The sequence below is a fragment of the Achromobacter mucicolens genome (genome assembly GCF_902859725.1).
Lineage (GTDB): Bacteria > Pseudomonadota > Gammaproteobacteria > Burkholderiales > Burkholderiaceae_B > Achromobacter > Achromobacter mucicolens.
The window spans coordinates 257,550-280,245 of record NZ_CADIJP010000004.1 but is presented as its reverse complement, the minus strand read 5'-3'; the positions used below and the strand labels follow the sequence as shown (position 1 = coordinate 280,245).

The 22,696-nt window shown below is 66.4% G+C and carries 12 protein-coding genes; all 12 read left to right on the top strand.

Annotation, left to right across the window (positions count from 1 at the left end; translation table 11 throughout):
- The first annotated feature begins 76 nt into the window (after window positions 1–76).
- The 12 genes from HV786_RS06605 to HV786_RS06550 all read left to right on the top strand — a co-directional run bounded on the left by HV786_RS06605 (window position 77) and on the right by HV786_RS06550 (window position 22,669).
- The gene (locus tag HV786_RS06605) at window positions 77–5,299 is read left to right on the top strand and encodes an alpha-2-macroglobulin family protein (RefSeq protein ID WP_175210348.1); all 5,223 of its coding nucleotides are present in this window, start codon (window positions 77–79) and stop codon (window positions 5,297–5,299) included.
- Window positions 5,296–7,506, top strand: a complete 2,211-nt coding sequence (gene pbpC, locus HV786_RS06600) for a penicillin-binding protein 1C (protein WP_175210346.1) — start codon at window positions 5,296–5,298, stop codon at window positions 7,504–7,506. The genes HV786_RS06605 and pbpC overlap by 4 nt, the downstream gene beginning before the upstream one ends.
- 55 nt (window positions 7,507–7,561) lie before the next feature.
- Window positions 7,562–9,874 (top strand): ATP-dependent Clp protease ATP-binding subunit ClpA, encoded by a 2,313-nt coding sequence (gene clpA, locus HV786_RS06595; RefSeq protein WP_175210344.1) that lies wholly within the window; start codon window positions 7,562–7,564, stop codon window positions 9,872–9,874.
- Window positions 9,874–11,190 (top strand): paraquat-inducible protein A, encoded by a 1,317-nt coding sequence (locus tag HV786_RS06590; RefSeq protein WP_128828539.1) that lies wholly within the window; start codon window positions 9,874–9,876, stop codon window positions 11,188–11,190. The genes clpA and HV786_RS06590 overlap by 1 nt, the downstream gene beginning before the upstream one ends.
- 47 nt (window positions 11,191–11,237) lie before the next feature.
- Window positions 11,238–12,902, top strand: coding sequence for a PqiB family protein (locus HV786_RS06585; RefSeq protein ID WP_128828538.1), 1,665 nt, complete (start codon window positions 11,238–11,240; stop codon window positions 12,900–12,902).
- A gap of 6 nt (window positions 12,903–12,908) precedes the next feature.
- On the top strand, window positions 12,909–13,592 hold the full coding sequence (locus HV786_RS06580; protein ID WP_175210342.1) for a PqiC family protein: 684 nt from the start codon (window positions 12,909–12,911) through the stop codon (window positions 13,590–13,592).
- A gap of 173 nt (window positions 13,593–13,765) precedes the next feature.
- A complete protein-coding gene (gene putA, locus HV786_RS06575; protein WP_175210340.1) occupies window positions 13,766–17,587 on the top strand; it encodes a trifunctional transcriptional regulator/proline dehydrogenase/L-glutamate gamma-semialdehyde dehydrogenase in 3,822 nt (1,273 codons plus the stop codon).
- Between the two features lie 239 nt (window positions 17,588–17,826).
- On the top strand, window positions 17,827–18,972 hold the full coding sequence (locus HV786_RS06570) for a branched-chain amino acid ABC transporter substrate-binding protein (protein WP_128828537.1): 1,146 nt from the start codon (window positions 17,827–17,829) through the stop codon (window positions 18,970–18,972).
- 157 nt (window positions 18,973–19,129) lie between these two features.
- Window positions 19,130–20,059 carry a branched-chain amino acid ABC transporter permease gene (locus tag HV786_RS06565; RefSeq protein WP_056324299.1) on the top strand — a complete coding sequence of 310 codons (930 nt, stop codon included), beginning with the start codon at window positions 19,130–19,132 and terminating at the stop codon, window positions 20,057–20,059.
- Window positions 20,056–21,144, top strand: coding sequence for an ABC transporter permease subunit (locus tag HV786_RS06560; protein WP_056324301.1), 1,089 nt, complete (start codon window positions 20,056–20,058; stop codon window positions 21,142–21,144). Before HV786_RS06565 ends, HV786_RS06560 begins: the two co-directional genes overlap by 4 nt.
- A complete protein-coding gene (locus HV786_RS06555; protein WP_056324304.1) occupies window positions 21,141–21,944 on the top strand; it encodes an ABC transporter ATP-binding protein in 804 nt (267 codons plus the stop codon). Before HV786_RS06560 ends, HV786_RS06555 begins: the two co-directional genes overlap by 4 nt.
- Window positions 21,941–22,669, top strand: coding sequence for an ABC transporter ATP-binding protein (locus HV786_RS06550; protein WP_063954883.1), 729 nt, complete (start codon window positions 21,941–21,943; stop codon window positions 22,667–22,669). Before HV786_RS06555 ends, HV786_RS06550 begins: the two co-directional genes overlap by 4 nt.
- Window positions 22,670–22,696 lie beyond the last annotated feature (27 nt).

Genomic DNA, 22,696 nt, shown 5'->3' with positions numbered 1-22,696 from the left:
AAGCGCGCGGCGCATGCGGGTCGGCAGCTCCGCCGCTAAGGAGCGTTGCGTTTTAGTGGGCGGGGAGGGTTTCGCCGTGAGTGGAAAGTTCAACAAGACCTGGCTGGCAGTAGCCGGGGTCGCGGTCCTGGCCGGCGCCCTTGGCGTGGGCTGGTGGATGGGCAAGGGACAGCAGCCGGCAACGCCCGCAGCGGTTCCGGCGGCGCAGACGGCCACTGCCGCCGCCCCGCAGGCGGCGAATGGCGGCGCGTCCGCGCTACCCGCCACTGCAACGGTGGGCGCCGCGGATCCCTTCGCAGCGTTGAACTGCCAGCCCCGCCAATACAACGATGCCTTGTCGCTGGCCGTGACCTTCACGCAGCCAGTGGATGCCAAGAGCAATCTGGACGCCTTCCTTCAGGTGACCGACACGGGTACGACGGCCGGCAAGGCCGACGAGGACAGCGAATCGGCCGCCGCGGCGGGCCAGCAGCCGGCCTCCGTGCGTCCCGGCGATTCCGCGCCCAAGGGCAAGATCGTCAAGGGCAACTGGGTCGTCGGCGACAACCCGCGCGTCGTGTACTTCCCCTACGTGCAGCCGCAGCGCTCGTACGCCATCACGGTCCGCTCGGGCCTGCCGGGCGCGGGCGAGAAGGTCGCGCTGGCCGAGGCCTCCCATTGCGAAGTCAGCACGCAGGCCATGCCGCCTTCGTTCTACTTCGCCAGCCGTGGCGTCGTGCTGCCGGCGGGCCAGAACGGCGGCCTGCCGGTGGCCACGGTCAACGTGCCCGAGGTCGACGTGCAGTTCCTGCGCGTATCGCCCGAACGTGTGCCCGAACTTTTCGACACCGTGCTGGGCGTGGGCCGCACCCCGGCCGCCTCGGACGACGAGGACGACAACGGCTACGACGAGAACGACTGGCGCTATGCCGGCAACCGCAGCCTGAAGGGCTCGGTCAGCAACTGGGATCTGGACCGGCTGAATTCGCTGACGACCAGCGTCTATCAGGGCCGCTTCATCACCGACGACAAGCCGAACCGCCGCCACGTCACGTTCCTGCCGGTCGAAGGCATCAAGGAACTGCAGGAGCCGGGCATCTATGTCGCGGTCATGAGCCAGCCGGGCCGCTTCCGTTACGAGTACCAGGTCACCTATTTCTACGTCAGCGACATCGGGTTGCACGCGCGCCGTTACAGCGATCGCATCGAAGCGTATTCGGTGTCGTTGAAGTCCGGCCAGGCGATTTCGGGCGCCGTGTTCGAGCTGGTGGACGGCGCCGGCAAGCCGTTGGCCAAGGCGGCTGCCGATGCGCAGGGCCATGTCCGCTTTGACGGCAGCTTTGCCAACGCGCGCGTGATCCGCGCCTCGCGCGACAAGGAAATGACCGTGCTGGCGCTGGGCGAACCGGCGCTGGACCTGTCCGAGTTCGACACCGGCGGCCACGCGTCGCGCGCCAACAATCTGTTCGTCTATGCGGGCCGCAACCTGTACCGCCCTGGCGAAACGTTCCATGTGTCGGTGTTGCCGCGCGACCTGGACGGCCGCGTGCTGACGCCGTCGCCGCTGACCGCCACCATCAAGCGTCCCGACGGCCGCACGGTGCAGACCGCATTGTGGCAGCCGCAGAAGGACCTGCCCGGCTACGTCGAGCGCGCAATCGATCTGCCGCTGGATGCGCAGACCGGCACGTGGATGCTGGAGTTGCGCGTGGACCCGTCCTCGCGTGCGCCGGATGCCTCCTGGAAATTCCAGGTCGAGGAGTTCCTGCCCGAACGCATGAAGATGGCGCTGACCTCGGGCCAGGAGGTGTTGTCCCCCGACGAGGAACTGACCGTCGATGTGCAGGGCGATTACCTGTACGGCGCGCCTGCGGCGGGCAACCGCCTGTTGGCCACCTTCCAGGTCAAGCGTGACCGCTTCGCGCTGGCCCAGCAATGGCCCGGCTTTATCTTCGGCGACGTGGCCGACGATACGCGGCGCAGTTTTGGCGAATTGCCGGAAACCGCGCTGGACGACAAGGGCCGCGCGCAACTGGACGTGAACCCGAACGCCTCCGGCACGCATTCGCCGATGAAGGTACGGGTGTCGGCCAGCCTGCTGGAATCCGGCGGCCGCCCCGTGGTGCGCTCCATCGAACGCACCGTCTGGCCCGCCGACAAGCTGATCGCCGTGCGTCCGCAGTTCGACAGCGACGTGGCCCGCGAGAACGCGCCGGCCGGCTTTGAAGTGATCCGCGCCAACGCGCAGGGCAAGGTCGAACCGCTTGCGCAGGCGCAGATGCGCCTGTTCCGCGAAGAGCGCCAATACTACTGGCGCTTCGACGACCAGCGCGGCTGGAACAGCGGCTATACCGAAACCGAGGAATTGGTCGATTCGCGCGAAATTGCGCTGAAGGATCGCACCCAGCTGACCGTGCCGGTCAAGTGGGGCCGTTACCGCCTGGAAATAACGGATCCGGAAACCGGTGAAACGATGCGCTATCGCTTCTATGCCGGCTGGAATGCGCAGGACGCCGATGCGATGGGCAACCGTCCCGACCGCGTGCAGATGAAGCTGGAAGGCGTGCCGGCCAAGCCGGGCGACACCGTCAAGCTGACGCTCACGCCGCCGCATGACGGCCAGGCGCTCATCACCGTCGAAGGCGACCGCATGTTGTGGTCCAAGTGGGTGGCGGTGAAGGCGACCGGCACCGAGGTCGAGATTCCGGTCGACAAGGAATGGAAGCGTCACGACCTGTACGTGGCGGCCGCGGTGTTCCGCCCGGGCAGCGAAGGCGACCGCGTCACGCCGGCCCGTGCGCTGGGCCTGGCATTCCTGCCGATCGCCAGCGCCGACCGCAAGCTGGACGTCAAGCTCACCGCTGCGCCCAAGGTTGTGCCGGAGACGAAGACGACCGTACGCGTGAAGGTCGACGGCGCGCAGGGCAAGCAGGCGATGGTGACGCTGTCCGCGGTCGACGTGGGCATCCTCAACATCAACCAGTACGCCACGCCCGACCCGCTGGATTACTTCTTCGGCAAGCACCGCTACGCGCCCGAGTTGCTGGACATGTACGGCAAGCTCATCGAAAAGATGGATGGCACGAAGGGCAAGCTGAAGTGGGGTGGAGACGCCGCGATGCGCGGCGACAGCAAGAGCCTGCCCAAGAAGGTCAAGCTGGTGGACCTGTTCTCGGGGCCCGTTGCGCTGAACGCGCAGGGCGAGGCCGACATCCCGCTGGACCTGCCCGACTTCAACGGCACCCTGCGCCTGATGGCCGTTGCGTTCACGCCCGACAACTACGGCAGCACCGACGCCGAAATGGTGGTGGCCGCGCCGATCGTGGCCGAACTGAACACCCCGCGCTTCATCACGCCGGGAGACCAGGCCGCCATTGCGCTGGACGTCACCAACCTGAGCGGCGCCGAGCAGAAGATCTCGGTCAAGCTCGAAGCCCTGGATCCGTTGGCCATCGTCGATGGCGTGCGCACCGTCACGCTGAAGGACAAGCAGCGCACGACCCTGCGCTTCACGGCCACCACCACCGGTTCGTATGGCCTTGGCCTGATGCGCCTGACGGTGGACGGGCAGGGCGGCGCCAAGCCGGTGCACATCGTGCGCGAGTCCGTGCTGCAGGTGCAGCCGGCGCATGCGCCCGAACGCCAGGTCCGGCGTCTGCGCCTGAATCCGGGCGAATCGCAATCGGCGCAGACATCGTGGGTCGCGTCCTACTACCCGGACTCCACCACCGTCAGCCTCACGGTGTCCAACCGTCCGCCGTTCAACGTCAACCGCCTGGTCGAGGACCTGCTCAACTATCCGTACGGATGCACCGAGCAGACCATCAGCGCGACCATGCCGTGGGTGATGCTCGATGAGGATTCGGCCAAGCAGTTCGGCCTGAAGCCGCGCACCCAGGCCGAGCGCGCCGCCAAGGTGGCGGGCGCCATTGGCCGCCTGTCCGGCATGCGCAACTCGGTGGGTTCGTACAACCTCTGGAGCGGCTCGTCCTCGCGTGATGTGTGGCTGACGGCCTATGCCGTGGGCTTCATGCAGGACGCACGGGATCGCGGTTTCGACGTGCCCGAGTCGTCGCTGGACCGTTCCCGCACCTGGCTGCTGGAACAGGTGCAGCAGAGCACGGGCGCGTTCGGCACGTGGTCGGCCAACCTGCGCCGCAACGTCGAGGCCAACCGCATCGACAGCAGCGACGCCAACGTGCTGCGCGAAGACCATCGCCGCTTCGCCGGCCTGGCCACGGCCGCGCTCGTGCTGGCGCGCGACAAGAAGGCGCCTCTGTCGACGGTGCGTCAGCTTTTTGACAACTACCAGGAGCGCGCACGTTCGCCGCTGCCGCTGGTGCAACTGGCTGCCGCCTTCAAGCTGATGGGCGACGAAGGGCGCATGAAGCAGGCGCTCGACCTGGCCATGACGCGCGCCTATGGCATCAACATCAACAACCGCAGCAGCGCCTACTACGACGAATGGATGGGCGATTACGGCAGCAGCGTGCGCGACTACGCGCTGTCCTATGCGCTGGTTTCGCAGTACGAGTTGCGTCACGAGCGCAGCGAAAACCTGCTGAACCAGCTTTCCAGCCGCCTGGGCAATCGTTCGTACCTGTCCACGCAGGAACAGATGGCGCTTCTGTTGGCCGCGCGCGCCGCGGGCGGCAGCAAGAACACGCCGTGGGAAGCCGTGCTGACCGTCAATGGCGAGCGCAAGCCGCTGTCCGGCGGCAAGAGCGACCAGACGGTCTCGCTGTCGGCCGCGGATCTGGCGGGCACGCAGATCCAGAACACCGGCAGCCAGTCTCTGTTTGTCGAGTACGACATCCAGGGCAGCCCGACCGCGACCCCCGCGCCGCGCAACGACATCATCCAGCTCAAGCGCGGCTGGTACCGCCCGGATGGCCGTCCGTGGGATGGCGGCACGCTGCAGACCGGCGACATGCTGGTGGTGTGGGTCCAGGCCAGTGCCAACCAGAACATCCCGGATGGGCTGCTGGTTGATCGCGTGCCGGCGGGCTTCGAGGTCGAAAACCTCAACCTGTCGCAAAGCCCCGAGATGCAGGACTGGAAGATCGGCGGACGCCGCGTGGCCGACGCCATGTCCGATTCCAACATCAAGCATCGCGAGTTCCGCGACGACCGCTATGTGGCGGCGGTATCGCTGGGCCGTGGCAAGGTGGACGTGTTCTATCTGGTGCGCGTCGTGACGCCGGGCCGCTACGCGGTGCCGTCGACGGTGGCCGAGGATATGTACCGCCCCGAAATCCGCGGCGTGGGTGAGCAATGGAGCACGGTCGAAATCCGCGATCGCGGCGCCAAGCGTCCTTGAACGCCGCCGCCGCACCCGGGGCGGGCGCATCGCGCGCCCGCCGCTGGCGGCGGCGCGGCATCTTCGCGGCCAGCGCGTTGTCAGCGCTGGCCGCGTTGTTATTCGCGCTGGACCGCCTGTATCCGCTGCCCCCCATCGACTCGGGCGGGGCGGCGGTCGTCGTCGCGGCCGATGGCACGCCGCTGCGCAACTATCCCAGCCGCGACGGCATCTGGCGTTATCCGGTCCAGCCCGGCCAGGTCTCGCCCCGCTATCTGGAAACCTTGCTCACGTATGAGGACCGCTGGTTCTACTGGCATCCGGGGGTGAACCCCGTGGCCCTCGCGCGCGCCGGCTGGCAGTGGGCAACCAACCGCCGCATCGTGTCGGGAGGATCGACGCTGACCATGCAGGTGGCGCGGCTGATTGATCCGCAACTGGCAGGCAAGCCGTCGCGCACGATGTCGGCCAAGCTGCGGCAGGCCTGGCGCGCCGTGCAGCTGGAAATGCACTACAGCAAGGACGAGATCCTGTCCCTGTACCTGACGCATGCGCCCATGGGCGGCATCGTCGAGGGCGTCGAAATGGGTTCGCGGCTGTGGCTGGGCAAGCCCGCCCGCGACCTGGGGCCGGCCGAAGCCGCCATGCTGACTGCCTTGCCGCAGGCGCCGTCGCGGCTGCGCCCCGACCGCCATCCTGACGCCGCGCAGGCCGCGCGCGACAAGGTGCTGGACCGCATGGCCGAACTGGGCCGCTGGACGCCGGCCGAGGTGGCCGACGCCAAGATCGAGACCGTGATTGCGCCGCCGCTCAGGGCGCGCTGGCTGGCGCCCCTGGCCGCGCAGCGCCTGCTGCTCGAGGCGGGCGGCCCGCGCCGCGCGGGCGGACGGCCGCCACTCGTCACGTCCACGCTGGATGCCGACATGCAGGCGTCGGTGGAACAAATGTTGCTGGACCGGGTCGATAACCTTCCACCCAAGGTGTCGATGGCGGTGCTGGTCATGGACAACGACTCGCTGGAGGTCAAGGCTTACGCCGGATCAGCAGATTTTTCCGATGATTCCCGTTACTCGCATGTGGACATGGTGCGCGGCGTGCGTTCGCCGGGCTCCACGCTGAAGCCGTTCCTGTATGCGCAAGCGTTGGACGAAGGGCTGATCCACTCGGAAAGCCTGCTGATGGACGCGCCCATGTCGTTTGGCGGTTACGCGCCCGGCAATTTCCAGGCGGCGTTCGCGGGGCCGGTGAGCGTGGCACAGGCCTTGCAGCGGTCGCTCAACGTGCCCGCCGTGGACCTGCTGGACCGGGTCGGACCGGTCAGTTTTGCCTCGGTTATGCTGGCGGGAGGCGTGAAGTTACGTATGCCCGCGGGGGCGGAGCCGAATCTGAGCTTGATTTTGGGCGGGGGCGGCACCACATTGGAAGAACTGGTCGGCGCTTATCGCGCGTTGGCCCGGGGCGGCGTCTCGGGGCGGCCCCGCCTGACGGCGGAGCAACCCCTTGTCGAGTCCCGTATGATGAGTCCTGGCGCGGCCTGGATCGTCCGGGACATCCTCGAAGGCGGTGGACACCCGGACCGGCCGTTCTACCAGTCGGGCAGCCCCGGACGGCAGCTGGCCTGGAAAACCGGGACCAGTTTTGGCTTCCGGGACGCCTGGGCGGTCGGAGTGACCGACAGATGGACGATCGGCGTATGGGTCGGCAGACCCGACGGTACGCCGAACCCGGGATTTTTCGGGGCGAATGTGGCGGCGCCGCTACTGCAAGACATTGTGGCGGCGTTGCCGGAAGGCGCCCAGCAGGTCCGCGTCAGGCCCGAAACGGTGCAGGCGGTGGTGACATGCTGGCCCCTGGGTTACAGGCTGGGCAGCGAGCCCTCCGGCGCGTGTCCCGAGCAGCGGGCCGCCTGGATGCTCAATGAAACGGCGCCGCCCTCGTTTGCGGGCTATGCCGACGCCACCCAGGGACCGCTGCGGCTTGGCGGCGTGGCCAACGGTTCGGTGCTGCGGCCCGTGCCCGGCATGCGGCAAGTCGCGCTGGACGTCGACGTCCAGGGCGCTGAAGGCGAAGTATGGTGGATGCTCGATGGTCGTGTCGCAAGTCATGGCGCCGCGGGTCATCCGTTTAATTTGGTGCTGGCGCACGACGGCCGGTATACGCTAACCGTCATGGATACACATGGCCGGCACGACAGCGTGGTTTTTGAAATCGCTGGCGTTACGCCATGATCGGCATAGAATATGAATCGTGTATTAGCCCGCTTCGATGCGTTACGGAGGAAGCGTGATTTCTCAAGAGCTTGAAGTCAGCCTGCATATGGCTTTCGTCGAGGCCCGTTCGGCCCGGCACGAATTTATTACCGTCGAGCACCTGCTGCTCGCCTTGCTCGACAACGCTTCGGCGGTCGAGGTCCTGCGCGCGTGCGCGGCCAACCTGGATGACCTGCGCCGCAACCTGCGCCAGTTCGTCTCGGAAAACACCCCGGTGATCCCCAGCGGCGCCGAAGTCGACACGCAACCCACGCTAGGTTTCCAGCGCGTCATTCAGCGCGCGATCATGCATGTTTCGGCCGGCGGCACGGGCAAGAAGCCCGTCACGGGCGCGAACGTGCTGGTGGCCATTTTTGGCGAAAAAGACTCGCATGCCGTGTACTACCTGCAACAGCAGGGTGTCACGCGTCTGGACGTGGTCAATTTCCTGTCTCATGGCATTACCAAACAGCCGCAGGTGGAGTCCGCCGCCGTGCAGAAAGAGCAACAGCCCAATGGTGAAGAGCAGGGCGATTCGCGTCAGTCGCCGCTGGATCAGTACGCCACCGACCTGAACGCCGCCGCGCTTGCGGGCCGGATCGATCCCCTGATCGGCCGCGAGCACGAAGTCGAGCGCGTCATCCAGGTGCTGTGCCGCCGCCGCAAGAACAACCCGTTGCTGGTGGGCGAGGCCGGCGTTGGCAAGACCGCCATCGCCGAAGGCCTGGCCTGGCGCATCACGCGCGGCGAAGTGCCCGAAGTCCTGCAGGCCGCTCAGGTCTATTCGCTGGACATGGGCGCGCTGCTGGCCGGCACCAAGTACCGCGGCGACTTCGAGCAGCGTCTGAAGGGCGTGCTCAAGCAGATCCGCGGCAACCCCGACGCCATTCTGTTCATCGACGAAATTCACACGCTGATCGGTGCGGGTTCCGCATCGGGCGGCACGCTGGATGCCTCCAACCTGCTCAAGCCGGCCCTGTCGTCCGGGCAGTTGAAGTGCATTGGCGCCACCACCTACACCGAATACCGCGGCGTCTTCGAAAAGGATCACGCGCTGTCGCGCCGGTTCCAGAAGATCGACGTGGCCGAGCCCAGCATCGAGCAGACCGTGCAGATCTTGCGCGGCCTGAAGAGCCGCTTCGAAGAGCACCATAGCGTGCGCTACTCGGCCGCGGCGCTGTCGGCTGCCGCTGAATTGTCGGCCCGCTTCATCAACGACCGCCACCTGCCCGACAAGGCCATCGACGTCATCGACGAGGCCGGCGCCGCCCAGCGCCTGCTGCCGCGTTCGCGTCAGAAGAAGGTGATCGGCAAGGTCGACATCGAAAACATCGTTTCCAAGATCGCGCGCATTCCGCCGCAGTCCGTCTCCAACGACGACCGCAGCAAGCTCGCCACGCTGGACCGCGACCTGAAGACAGTGGTGTTCGGCCAGGACGGCGCCATTGACGCGCTGTCCGCCGCCATCAAGATGGCCCGCTCGGGCCTGGGCAAGCCGGAAAAGCCGATTGGCGCCTTCCTGTTGTCCGGCCCCACCGGGGTCGGCAAGACCGAAGTCGCGCGCCAGTTGGCCTTCACGCTGGGCGTCGAACTGCTGCGCTTTGACATGTCCGAGTACATGGAGCGTCACGCGGTGTCGCGCCTGATCGGCGCGCCGCCGGGGTACGTGGGCTTCGACCAGGGCGGCCTGCTCACCGAAGCCATCACCAAACAGCCGCATTGCGTGCTGCTGCTCGACGAGATCGAAAAGGCGCACCCGGATGTGTTCAACATCCTGCTGCAGGTCATGGACCACGGCACGCTGACCGACAACAACGGCCGCAAGGCGGACTTCCGCAACGTCATCCTCATCATGACGACCAACGCGGGTGCCGAAACCTTGAACCGTCCGTCGATCGGTTTTGCGAATTCGCGGATGGTGGGCGACGAAATGGCGGAAATCCGCCGCATGTTCACGCCTGAATTCCGCAACCGCCTGGACGCGATCATTCCCTTTGCCTCGCTTAACCACGAGGTGATCATGCGCGTGGTGGACAAGTTCCTCATGCAGCTCGAAGACCAGTTGCACGAGCGTCGCGTGGAAGCGGTATTCACCACGCGCCTGCGTGAACACCTTGCCAAGGAGGGGTTCGATCCGCTCATGGGCGCGCGTCCCATGCAACGCCTCATTCAGGACACCATCCGGCGCGCGCTGGCCGACGAGCTGCTGTTCGGCAAGCTGGTCGACGGCGGTTCGGTCACGGTGGATCTGGACGAGTCGGGCAAGGTCACGCTGGACTTTGACGATAGCGGCAAGCCCCCTTCGTCGGACGCGCCTGACAAGCAGGAAGTCGAACTCGTCGACTGATGACCGCGGAACGCCAGCCGCTGATCGAATGCGAACACTGCGCAAGCATTTATCGCCGACATCAGCTTGAACCTGGCGAGACCGCCAATTGTGCCCGCTGCGGCGCCGTCCTCTGGCGCTACAGCGGGCTTACTTTGTCCAATTGGCTGGCGCTCGCCATCACTGCCCTGATCGTCTTCGGGGTTGCCAACGCCTACCCGGTCGCGTCGATGTCCGTGCAAGGCATGGTCCAGCAGGCCTCGCTGCTGGACGCCATTTCCATCACCTGGCGCCAAGGCCATTGGGTGGTCTCCATCATGACCGGCCTGGCCGGGTTCGCGCTGCCGCTGCTGCAGCTGACCGTGCTGCTGTGGGTGCTGGGGCCGCTGTCGCAGCACCGCGAGCCCGCCGGGTTCCACGGCGCGATGCGTCTGTTGGGCATGCTGCGGCCGTGGTGCATGGTGCCGGTGTTCCTGCTGGGCGTGCTGGTCGCGGTGGTCAAGCTGGCCGGAATGGCCGCGGTGTCGCCGGGCATAGGCCTGGCCGCGTTCGGCATCCTGACCGTGCTGCTCACGATGCTCGGCAGGCTGTCGCCGCACGTGCTGTGGCGGTATGCCGAATCGGTTGACGTGGTGCCCGTGCATGTGCCCGAGGCGGGGCCGGACGTCGTCCTGACCGGTTGCCACGTCTGCGGCCAGGTGCAGGCGCTGCCGCGCGATGCCGATCCCGAAGCGCACCATCACTGTGTGCGTTGCCACGCCGTGGTGCATTACCGCAAGCCCGATCACCTGGCCCGCACGTGGGCGCTGCTTTTAGCGGCCGTGGTGTTCTACATCCCGGCGAACGTGCTGCCCGTGATGAACGTCAGTTCGCTGCTGGGCGACAGCGCGCACACCATCCTGGGCGGCGTTGTCGAGTTGTGGCAGATGGGTTCCTGGGACATCGCGCTTATCGTCTTCATTGCCAGCGTGGCCGTGCCGCTGACCAAGCTGATGGCGCTGATCCTGCTGCTGCTGACCGAACAGTGGCGTAGCACAACCAATCTGGGGGCGCGTACGCGGTTGTATCAGATGGTTGAATTCATTGGCCAGTGGTCCATGCTGGATGTTTTTGTCGTTATATTGCTGGCGGCTCTGGCAGACTTCAAAGGCCTGATGGAAATCAGCGCTGGCGCGGGCGCCGCCGCGTTTGGCGTGGTCGTCATCCTGACCATGCTGGCGGCCATGAGCTTTGACCTGCGCCGTAGCTGGGACCTGGAAGGTCAGACCGAAATCGAATCAGCGCCGGTGGAGGGCCGGCATGCGCCGGCGTCTGCCGCCGGCAAGCAAGCGGGCTAGGAAAGGCCTCACGCCGTTGTTTTCCGCTCAGAACAAGGAAAAAGTAGATGTCCGAGCAAGCACCCGGATCCGGTGAAGATAAGTTCGCGTCACCCGCGATCTCGCGCAAGAAGAAGAGCCGGATCTCCTGGATCTGGCTGGTGCCTGTAGTGGCCGCATTGATGGGCCTGTCGCTGGTCGTGCGGACCTGGATGCAGGCCGGCCCCGACATTTCGATTTCGTTCAATACCGCCGAAGGGCTGGAGGTGGGCAAGACCCAGCTTCGCTACAAGGACGTGAACATCGGCACGGTCAAATCCATCGGCTTCAATTCGGACCGCAGCAAGGTCGTCGTGAAGGCCGAGCTGGCCAAGGACGTTTCCGATCTGGCGCGAGAAGGCACCAACTTCTGGGTGGTGCGGCCGCGGCTGGACGTCAGCGGCGTATCGGGCCTGGGCACGCTGCTGTCTGGCGCCTATATCGGCGTGGACGCGGAAGAGGGCAAGGACGGCACCGAACGGGCCACCAAGCTGTCTTTCGAAGGCCTGGAAACCCCGCCCGCCGTCACCCACGACCGCGCGGGCAAGCGCTTCATGCTCAAGGCGTCGGACCTGGGCTCGCTGGATATCGGCTCGCCTGTCTATTTCCGCCGCATCAACGTGGGCCGCGTGATCGGTTATGCGTTGGACGAGAACGGCCGCGCCGTGAACGTCGAAGTGTTCGTCGATGCGCCCAATGACAAGTTTGTCACCAACGGCACGCGCTTCTGGAACGCCAGCGGCGTGGACTTCAGTGTCAACGCCGACGGCCTGAAGGTGCGCACCCAGTCGCTCGTGTCGATGGCGGTGGGTGGCGTGGCCTTCGCAACCGTGCAGACCGCGCGCGACGGCGACGCGCCTGCCGAGGCGGACTCCGAGTTCGACCTGTACGCCACCGAGGCCGCCGCCAAGGCCAACCCGGACGGCGAAGCCTTCGCCATCCGCATGCGCTTTGACCAGTCGATCCGCGGGCTGGCCGTTGGGGCGCCGATCGATTTCAACGGCATCACGCTGGGCGATGTCACGCAGATCACGCTGGACTTCGATCCCGAGACCAAGCGCTTCTTCTCACTGGTGGACGCCACGCTGTATCCCGAACGCCTTGGCCGCGTATACGAAGAGGTGCGCGAGCGGGCCATCAAGGAAGGCGACGTGGCCGGCGGCCGCTTGCTGGGGGTGATGGTCAAGCATGGCCTGCGTGCGCAGCTGCGCACGGCCAACCTGCTGACCGGCCAGCTTTACGTGGTGCTGGACAACGTCCCGAACGCCAAGCCGGTTGAGTTCCAGATGTCGGAACCGGCGATGATCCCGACGGTGCCCGGCAATCTGGATCAGCTCCAGCAGCAGGTCACCAACATCGTCACCAAGATCGAGAAGATTCCGTTCGACAAGATCGGCGAGGACCTGCGCGCCACGCTGGCCAGCACGTCCAAGCTGATGAACCGCCTGGACAAGCAGGTGGCGCCCGAAGCGCAGAAGGCGCTCAAGGCGGCCAAGGACTCGATGGCGAACATCAACTCGCTGCTGGCCACCGACGCTTCGCTGCCGGTCAATGCCGAACGGGCCATGCAGGAACTGAGCCGCGCCGCGCGTTCGCTGCGGGCGCTGGCCGACTTCCTGCAATCCAACCCTGAAGCCCTGCTGCGCGGCAGAGGCGACGACCCCATCCCGGGCGCCGGCCCAGTCAGGAACTAGACGCTCATGAAAAGCCGACTCTCTTGCCTCGCAACCCCGTTTGCCCGCGGACGCAGCCGCGCCGCGCTGGCCGTGCTGGCGCTGTCCGGCGCGCTGGCGGCCTGCGGGTCGTCACCGCCCGTCCACTACTACACGCTGCAGACGCCCGAGCGGGCGGGTACGCCGGGCGTGGCGCCCGGCTCCGCCTCGTTCCTGATCGAGGTGCAGCCCGTCACGCTTGCCACGCAGGCTGACCAACCCCAACTCATGGTCCGCACCGGCGACGGCAGCATTTCCGCCCTGTATTCCGAGCGCTGGAGTTCGCCGCTGGGCGACGAGTTGCGCAATGCCTTGTCCGACGCGCTCAAGCGCGAGCTGGGCGCGCTGGACGTGCAGATGGTCAAGCCCGGGCCGGGCGCGCCCATTTGGCGCATTCAGACCGACGTCCAGCGTTTTGAGATGGTGTCCGGGCGCATGGCGCAGCTGGACGCCACCTGGCGCGTGCGGCCCGTGGATGCCAAGGGCACGGGCCTTCTGTGCCGCAGCGTCGTCACCGAAGACGTGCCCGACGACGCGATCCCCAGCCTGATCGCCGCGCAGCAGCGCGCGGTGGTGAGCCTGGCCGGTGTGATGGCGGCGGCAATCCGCGGCCAGACGCCCGCGGGATCGGGCTCGGTTCAGATGATGGGATGTTCCGCGCTCAAGGAATGATCTGCCCCGGAGATCGGGATAACCTCCGCGATCTCAATCGGTTAACTAGGGTTTAACCTAGGGTTAACCTTAATACAAACGCGGTTGCAACCTGTCTAGCATACGGTCCTACCCCTACTGGGTTCCGATCGGGCCCAGTTACACCTTTGCCATGCGACAGGAAGCAATCTCTTATGGCCAGCACGACCCTCGGCGTCAAAGTCGATGACGCACTCCGCGACCGCCTGAAAGCCGCCGCCCACAAGCTCAACTGCACGCCTCACTGGCTGCACAAGCAGGCGATCCTTTCCTATCTGGACAAGATCGAGCGCGGCCATCTGCCCGCCGAGATGTCGCACCTGAGCGCGGACGCCGCTGGCGAGGACGACGCGGCCGACACCCATTCCGCGCCCACGCCGCCGTTCTACGAATTCGGCCAGGACGTGCAACCGCAATCCGTGTTGCGCGCCGCCATCACGGCGGCCTACCGCCGGCCCGAGCCCGAGTGCGTGCCGCTGCTGCTGGGCCAGGCCCGCGTGCCCAACCTGGAAAAGGTGCATGCGATGGCAGCCGGCCTGGTCAAGAAGCTGCGCGGCAAGCGCACCGGCGGCGGGGTGGAAGGCCTGATCCAGGAATTCTCGCTGTCCAGCCAGGAAGGCGTTGCGCTGATGTGCCTGGCCGAAGCGCTGCTGCGTATTCCTGACCGTGCCACGCGCGATGCGCTGATTCGCGACAAGGTGGCCCGCGGCGACTGGAAGTCGCACATGGGCGGCTCGCAGTCGCTGTTCGTCAACGCCGCCACGTGGGGCCTGATGATCACCGGCAAGCTGGTGGCCGTGAGCAGCGAGCAGTCGCTGTCCAAGGCGCTGACGCGCCTGATCGGCAAGGGCGGCGAGCCGCTGGTGCGCAAAGGCGTGAACATGGCCATGCGCATGATGGGCGAGCAGTTCGTGTCGGGCCAGACGATCTCCGAGGCGCTGGCCAACAATCGCAAGATGGAATCGCGCGGTTTCCGTTATTCGTACGACATGCTGGGCGAAGCGGCCACCACGGCCGAAGACGCCGAGCGCTACTACGCGTCGTATGAGCAGGCCATTCACGCCATCGGCAAGGCCGCCGCGGGACGCGGCATCTACGAAGGCCCCGGCATCTCCATCAAGCTGTCCGCGCTGCACCCGCGTTATTCGCGCGCCCAGCGCGAGCGCGTCATGGCCGAGCTGCTGCCGCGCGTGAAGGCGCTGACCATCCTGGCGCGCAGCTACGACATCGGCCTGAACATCGACGCCGAAGAAGCCGACCGCCTGGAGATCTCGCTGGATCTGCTGGAAGCGCTTTGCTTCACGCCTGAACTCGAAGGCTGGAGCGGCATCGGTTTCGTCATCCAGGCCTACCAGAAGCGCGCGCCGTTCGTCATCGATTACGTGATCGACCTGGCCCGCCGCAGCCGTCACCGCGTGATGGTGCGTCTGGTGAAGGGCGCCTATTGGGATAGCGAAATCAAGCGCGCGCAGGTCGATGGCCTGGAAGGCTATCCGGTCTACACCCGCAAGCTGTATACGGACGTGGCCTACATTGCCTGCGCCCGCAAGCTGCTGGCCGCGCCCGAAGCCGTGTACCCGCAGTTCGCCACGCACAATGCGTACACGCTGGCGGCGATCTACCAGCTTGCCGGCCAGAACTACTACCCCGGCCAGTACGAATTCCAGTGCCTGCACGGCATGGGCGAACCGCTGTACGAAGAAGTCGTGGGCCCACTGGCGCAGGGCAAGCTCAATCGCCCCTGCCGCATCTACGCACCGGTCGGCACGCACGAAACGCTGCTGGCGTACCTGGTGCGCCGCCTGCTGGAGAACGGCGCCAACACGTCGTTCGTGAACCTGATCGGCGATGATTCCATTGCCGTCGAGACGCTGGTCGCCGATCCGGTGGAAGCCGCTTCGCGCATCACGCCCCTGGGCGCGCCGCACGAGAAGATCCCGCTGCCGCGCGAGCTCTACGGCAATCCGCAGGACGGCGCGCGCGCCAATTCGGCGGGTCTGGACCTGAGCAACGAACATCGCCTGGGCTCGCTGTCGGCGGCGCTCTTGGCCAGCGCCGGCACGCCGTGGCGCGCCGGTCCCATGCTGGGTGAAGGCGGCGAACACTGGGATGCCGCCAAGGCCATCGAGGTGCGCAACCCCGCCAACCTGCGCGACGTGGTGGGCCATGTCATCGAGGCCGATTCCGCCGATGCCGACATCGCCCTGCGCGCGGCCGCCAACGCCGCGCCGATCTGGCAGTCCACGCCCGTGGCCGAGCGCGCCCAATGCCTGCGCCGCGCGGCGCAATTGCTGGAAGAGCAGATGCAGACCCTGTTGGGCCTGATCGTGCGCGAAGCCGGCAAGTCGCTGCCCAACGCCATCGCCGAAGTGCGCGAGGCCGTCGATTTCCTGCGCTACTACGCCGATCAGGCCGAGCAGGAATTCAGCAACGACACGCACCGTCCGCTGGGCACCGTGCTGTGCATCAGCCCTTGGAATTTCCCGTTGGCAATCTTTACCGGACAGGTGGCGGCAGCGCTCGCGGCGGGCAATACCGTGCTGGCCAAGCCGGCCGAGCAGACGCCGCTGATCGCCGCGCAAGCCGTGGCCATCCTGCGCGCGGCCGGCGTGCCCGCCGGCGCCGTGCAGTTGTTGCCGGGCCGCGGCGAGACCGTGGGCGCGCAACTGGTGGCCAACCCTGGCGTGCGCGGCGTGATGTTCACCGGCTCCACCGACGTGGCGCGCATCATTGCCCGCACGCTGGCCGATCGCCTGGACGATAACGGACACACCATCCCCCTCATCGCAGAAACCGGCGGCCAGAACGCCATGGTGGTGGATTCGTCGGCCCTGTCCGAGCAGGTGGTGTTCGACGTGCTCAGTTCCGCGTTCGATTCTGCGGGCCAGCGCTGCTCGGCGCTGCGCGTGCTGTGCGTGCAGGAAGACAACGCGGACCACGTGCTGACCATGCTGCGCGGCGCGATGCGCGAACTCGCCGTCGGCAACCCCGACCGCCTGTCCGTCGACGTCGGTCCCGTCATCGACACCGAGGCGCGCAATGGCATCCAGCGTCACATCGAAGCCATGCGCACGGCCGGCCATCGCATCGACCAGGTCGAACTGAACGGCGAATGCCGCCATGGCACTTTCGTGCCGCCGACCATCATCGAGATCGATCACATCAGCGAGCTGACCCGCGAAGTCTTCGGGCCGGTCCTGCACGTGGTCCGCTACAAGCGCGACGAACTGGACGCGCTGCTTGATGCGATCAACGGCACGGGTTACGGGCTGACGTTCGGCGTGCACACCCGCATCGATGAAACCATCGCGCACGTGACGGGCCAGGTTCACGCCGGCAACGTCTACGTCAACCGCAACATCGTGGGCGCCGTGGTGGGCGTGCAGCCGTTCGGCGGTGAAGCCCTGTCGGGCACGGGCCCGAAGGCGGGCGGTCCGCTGTACATGTACCGCCTGCTCGGCACGCGCCCCGCAGGCCTGCCGCCGGCGCTGGACGCCGCGGCGCCGCTGCCGCAGCGCATCGCCTTGCCGGGCCCGACCGGCGAGACCAACACCTACATGGTCGAGCCTCGCGGCGCCGTGTACTGCGTGGCCGCCACCGAGGCGGGTGCGCGTGCGCAGTGGTCCGTGGCGCGTCTGACCGGCAACCACGCCTGGTTTGCCGACACGCCGGCCGCGCAGGCGCTGCTGGCGACGCTGGACGCCGAACAGCAGGGCCAGGCGGGCATTCTGGCCGATACCGACGTCGACGACGCCGACTACCAGGCTGTGCTGTTCGAAGGCGATGGCGATGCGCTCAAGGCGCTGAATCAGCGCATCGCGCGGCGTCCGGGCGCCATTCTGGCGGTGCACGGCCTGACGTCCGACGCCCTCGCCGCGGGCGCCAGCTACGTGCCGGAGCGCCTTTTGACCGAGCGTTCCGTCAGCGTCAACACGGCGGCGGCGGGCGGCAACGCCAGCCTCATGACGATCGGTTAAACGTCACCAGGGGTAACCCTTGGGCATCCAAGGGTTATCTCCAATATCGGGCTAGGTTGCACTGGAACGAAAATCCGGTCGCACCTCTGGTCTGGTTGCCGCAATCCGGCATTCAGACTCTGCAGAAAATGCATGCGCGGGACCCGGAGATCACTGGGCCCGCGGTAGTAAAAAACCAAAAGCCTGGCTAAAAGCTCAGGTATAACAAGGCCATAGTCCGATACCTCGGAGGATTCCCCATGAAGTTGCGCACCACTTTGAAGCTCCTCGCCGCCAGCATCGCCGCCGCTGGCATGACCGCCGCCGCGCAGGCCGCCGACATCAAGTTCGGCTTTGCCGCTCCGCTGACCGGTCCGCAATCGCACTACGGCGAGGACATGCAGAACGGTCTGAACCTGGCGCTCGAAGAAGCCAACAAGAAGGGCATCAAGGTCGACGGCGAGACGGCCAAGTTCGTGCTGGTTTCGCGCGATGACCAGGCTGACCCGCGCGTGGGCGTGCAGGTGGCCCAGCAGCTCGTCGACCAGGACGTCGTGGGCATCCTGGGGCATTTCAACTCGGGCACCACCATCCCGGCATCGCGCGTCTACCATGAGGCCGGCCTGCCGCAGATCGCCATGGCGACCTCGCCCGAATACACCAAGCAGGGCTACGAAACCACGTTCCGCATGATGACCAGCGACACCCAGCAGGGCGCCGCGGTCGGCAAGTTCATCGTGCAAAACCTGAAGGCCAAGAAGGTCGCGATCATCGACGACCGCACCGCCTACGGCCAGGGTCTGGCCGACGAGGTCGAGAAGGCCGTCAAGGCCGCCGGCGGCCAGGTTGTGCGCCGCGAGTACACCACCGACAAGGCCAACGACTTCACGGCCATCCTGACCAACATCAAGGGCTCCGCGCCTGACGCCATCTTCTACGGCGGCCTGGACGCGCAGTCCGGCCCCATGAAGCGCCAGCTCGCCACGCTGGGTCTGAAGGCGCCGCTGGTGTCCGGCGAAATGACGCGCAGCGACACGTTCATCAAGCTGGCGGGCGACGCCGCCGACGGCACCTACGCCTCGCTGGCTGGCGTGCCGCTGGACAAGATGGCCGCGGGCAAGGACTTCGAGCAGCGTTACCAGGCCCGCTTCAAGAAGGCCCCCGGCGTGTACGCGCCGTACGCCTACGACGGCGCCTGGAACATGATCTCGGCCATCGAACAGGCCGGTTCCGCCGAACCCGAAAAGTATCTGCCCAAGCTGGCCAAGCTGAACCGCAAGGGCGCGACGAGCGAGCACATTTCCTACGACGACAAGGGCGATCTGAAGGAAATCTCGGTCACCATCTACGAAGTCAAGAACGGCAAGTGGGAGATGGTTGAAACGATGGTCAGCCAGGCCAACTAAGCCGGCTTGAAACCAGGGCGGCGCTGGCCACGCGCCGTGATCCGCCCGCTTTTTTTTCCGCACGCGCCGTCCGGCGCTGCGGCGCGCGACGCGCGGCCAGGCCTCTTTGCGCCCTGGCCGCCCCGCGCGATTCTTCCAGGCTTATTCAGCGGCCCCTATGGATATCTTCATTCAACAACTGATTAACGGCGTCACGCTCGGCAGTGTGTACGCCCTGGTCGCCCTTGGCTACACCATGGTGTACGGCATCATCGGGCTGATCAACTTCGCGCATGGCGACGTCGTCATGATCGGCGCGATGGCGGCCACCACGATCGCCATTTCGCTTGTGGGCGGCGATCCCGGCGTCTCGGCCTTCGTGGTCCTCGGCGTGGGCCTGCTGGTCTCGGTGCCGCTGTGCATGGCGGTGGGCTGGACGGCCGAACGCGTGGCCTACCGGCCGCTGCGCCGCGCGCCGCGCCTCGCGGCTCTCATCACGGCCATCGGCGTGTCCATCATCCTGCAGAACGTGGCGATGATGGGCTGGGGCCGCAACTACCTGAACTTCCCGCAAGTGCTGTCGCCGCAGGTGTTCGAGTTCGCCGGCGCGCGCATGAGCACGCTGCAGATCGCCATCGTGGTGATCGCGGCGCTCATCATGGGCGGCTTGCTTGCCGTCGTGCACAAGACCCGGCTGGGCACCGCGATGCGTGCCACGGCGCAGAACCGCGAGGTCGCGGGCCTGATGGGCGTGAACATCAATACGGTGATTTCGGCAGCCTTCCTGATCGGGTCGGCGCTTGCTGCCGTGGCCGGCATGATGGTCGCCACGTATTACGGCGTGTCGCAATACACGATGGGCTTCATGCTGGGCCTGAAGGCGTTCACCGCCGCCGTGCTGGGCGGGATCGGCAACCTGGTCGGCGCCATGGCAGGCGGCTTGCTGCTGGGCATCATCGAGTCGCTGGGCGCCGGCTACATCGGCGACCTGACCGGCGGCTTTTTGGGCAGCCATTATCAGGACGTGTTTGCGTTCTTCGTGCTGGTGCTGGTGCTGATCTTCCGTCCCTCGGGTCTCCTGGGTGAACGGGTGGGGGATCGCGCATGAACGCCCATCTGAAGAAAAGCGGGTTCTCCACCCGCAACCTGATCGGCATCGCCCTGATCGGCGTCGTCCTGGCCGTGCTGCCGTTCGTCATCGGTATGGCCGGCCAGAGCTGGGTCCGCATCCTGAACTTCGCGCTGCTGTACGTGATGCTGTCGCTGGGCCTGAACATCGTGGTGGGCTTCGCGGGTCTCTTGGACCTGGGCTATATCGCGTTCTACGCGGTGGGGGCCTACACGTGGGCGCTGCTTGCCTCGCCGCATTTCGGGCTGCACCTGCCGTTCTGGGCGATCCTGCCGATCGCGCTGGCGGTCGCGTGCCTGTTCGGGGTGCTGCTGGGCGCGCCGACATTGAAGTTGCGAGGGGACTACCTGGCCATCGTGACGCTGGGCTTTGGCGAGATCATCCGCATCTTCCTGAACAACCTGAACGCGCCGATCAACATCACCAACGGGCCGCAAGGCATCAACCGCATCGACACCTTCAAGGTGGGCGAGTTCGTGTTTGGCCGAACGCAGAACCTGATGGGCATCCGGTTCACCGGGCCGGAAAAGTACTACTACCTGCTGCTCGCGCTGACGCTGATCATCGTCGTGGTGTGCGTGCGCCTGCAGAACTCGCGCATCGGCCGCGCGTGGGAAGCCATCCGCGAAGACGAAATCGCCGCCAAGGCGATGGGCATCAACACCCGCAACATCAAGCTGCTGGCCTTTGCGATGGGCGCATCGTTCGGCGGCGTCGCGGGTGCGCTCTTCGCATCGATGCAGGGCTTCGTCAGCCCCGAGAGCTTCTCGCTCATGGAGTCCATTTCGATCCTGTGCATGGTGGTGCTCGGCGGCATGGGCCACATTCCGGGCGTCATCCTGGGTGCGCTGATCCTGGCCGCGTTGCCGGAATTCCTGCGCGCCGTCGTGGAACCCGTCCAGCACATGCTGTTCGGGGCCGTGGTGCTGGATCCGGAAGGCATCCGCATGCTGCTGTTCGGCTTGGCGATGGTGTGCGTGATGCTGTTCCGTCCGGCCGGCCTGTGGCCGTCGGCAGTGCGCAAGCGCGAACTTGCCACCAAGACGCAAGGAGGCGCGGCATGAGCAAACTGCTGCAAGCCCAGGGACTGGGCAAGCGCTTCGGCGGGCTGCAGGCCCTGTCGGGCGTCAGTTTCGACATCGAACAAGGCGAGATCTACGGCCTGATCGGCCCGAACGGCGCGGGCAAGACGACGCTGTTCAACGTGCTGACCGGCCTCTACATCCCCGAGGAAGGCACCTGCACGTTCAACGGCGAATCCATGTCGGGCAAGAAGCCGCACGAGGTCGCGTATGCGGGCCTGGCGCGCACCTTCCAGAACATCCGCCTCTTCGCGAACCTGAGCGCGATCGAGAACGTGATGATCGGCCGTCACATGCGCACCCGGGCTGGCGTGCTGGGCGCGGTGCTGCGCACCCGCGCGACCCGTGCCGAAGAAGCCGCCATCGAGGCCCGTGCCCAGGAACTACTGGACTACGTGGGCATCGGCCATCGCGCCAACGACGTCGCGCGGTCTCTGCCTTACGGCGACCAGCGGCGCCTGGAGATCGCCCGCGCGCTCGCGACGGATCCGAAGCTGCTGGCGCTGGACGAACCCGCCGCGGGCATGAACGCCTCGGAAACGGTCGTGCTGCGCAAGCTCGTCGAAAAGATCCGCGCGGACGGGGTCACCGTGCTGCTGATCGAACACGACATGAAGCTCGTCATGGGCCTGTGCGATCGCGTGCTGGTGCTGGAATACGGGAAAGTGCTGGCGATGGGCAAGCCTGCCCAGGTGCAGCGCGACCCCAAGGTCATTGAAGCGTATCTGGGCGCCGGGGCTGCGCAGGATCCGCTCATCCACAACGAGGGCCAGGCAACATGACGGCATCCCAACCCCTGCTCGAGCTGCGGGGCCTGCAAGTGTCCTACGGCGGCATTCGCGCGGTGCGCGGCATCGATCTGCGCGTGGACGACGGTGAACTGGTCTGCCTGATCGGCGCCAACGGCGCGGGCAAGAGCACGACGCTGCGCGCCATCTGCGGCCTGGTGCCGCTGGCCGGCGGCGAGGTCGTCTATGCCGGCCAATCCATCGGCGGCCAGAAGTCGCACGAACTGGTCCGCAAGGGCCTGGTCATGGTGCCCGAGGGCCGCGGCATCTTCGGGCAGCTCACCATCGAGGAAAACCTGGCGATGGGCGGCTACATCCGCCGCGACGCCGCCCAGATCCGCCAGGACACGGACCGCGTATTCACGCTGTTCCCGCGCCTGGCCGAACGCCGCAAGCAGGCCGCCGGCACGTTGTCGGGCGGCGAGCAGCAGATGGTGGCGATGGGTCGCGCGATGATCGCGCGCCCCAAGCTGCTGCTGCTGGACGAGCCGTCGATGGGGCTTGCGCCGCTGATGGTGGAAAAGGTATTTGAAGTCGTGCGCACCATCGCCAGCGAAGGCGTGACGATTCTGCTCATCGAGCAGAATGCGCGCCTGGCCCTGGAGAACAGCCATCGCGGCTACGTGATGGAGTCGGGCGAGATCACCCTGTCGGGACCCGCGCGCGACATGCTGCATGATCCCAAGGTGCGCGCGGCGTACCTGGGCGAAGTGGAGTAAGCAAGACCCCACGCAAGGCGGTCTCCC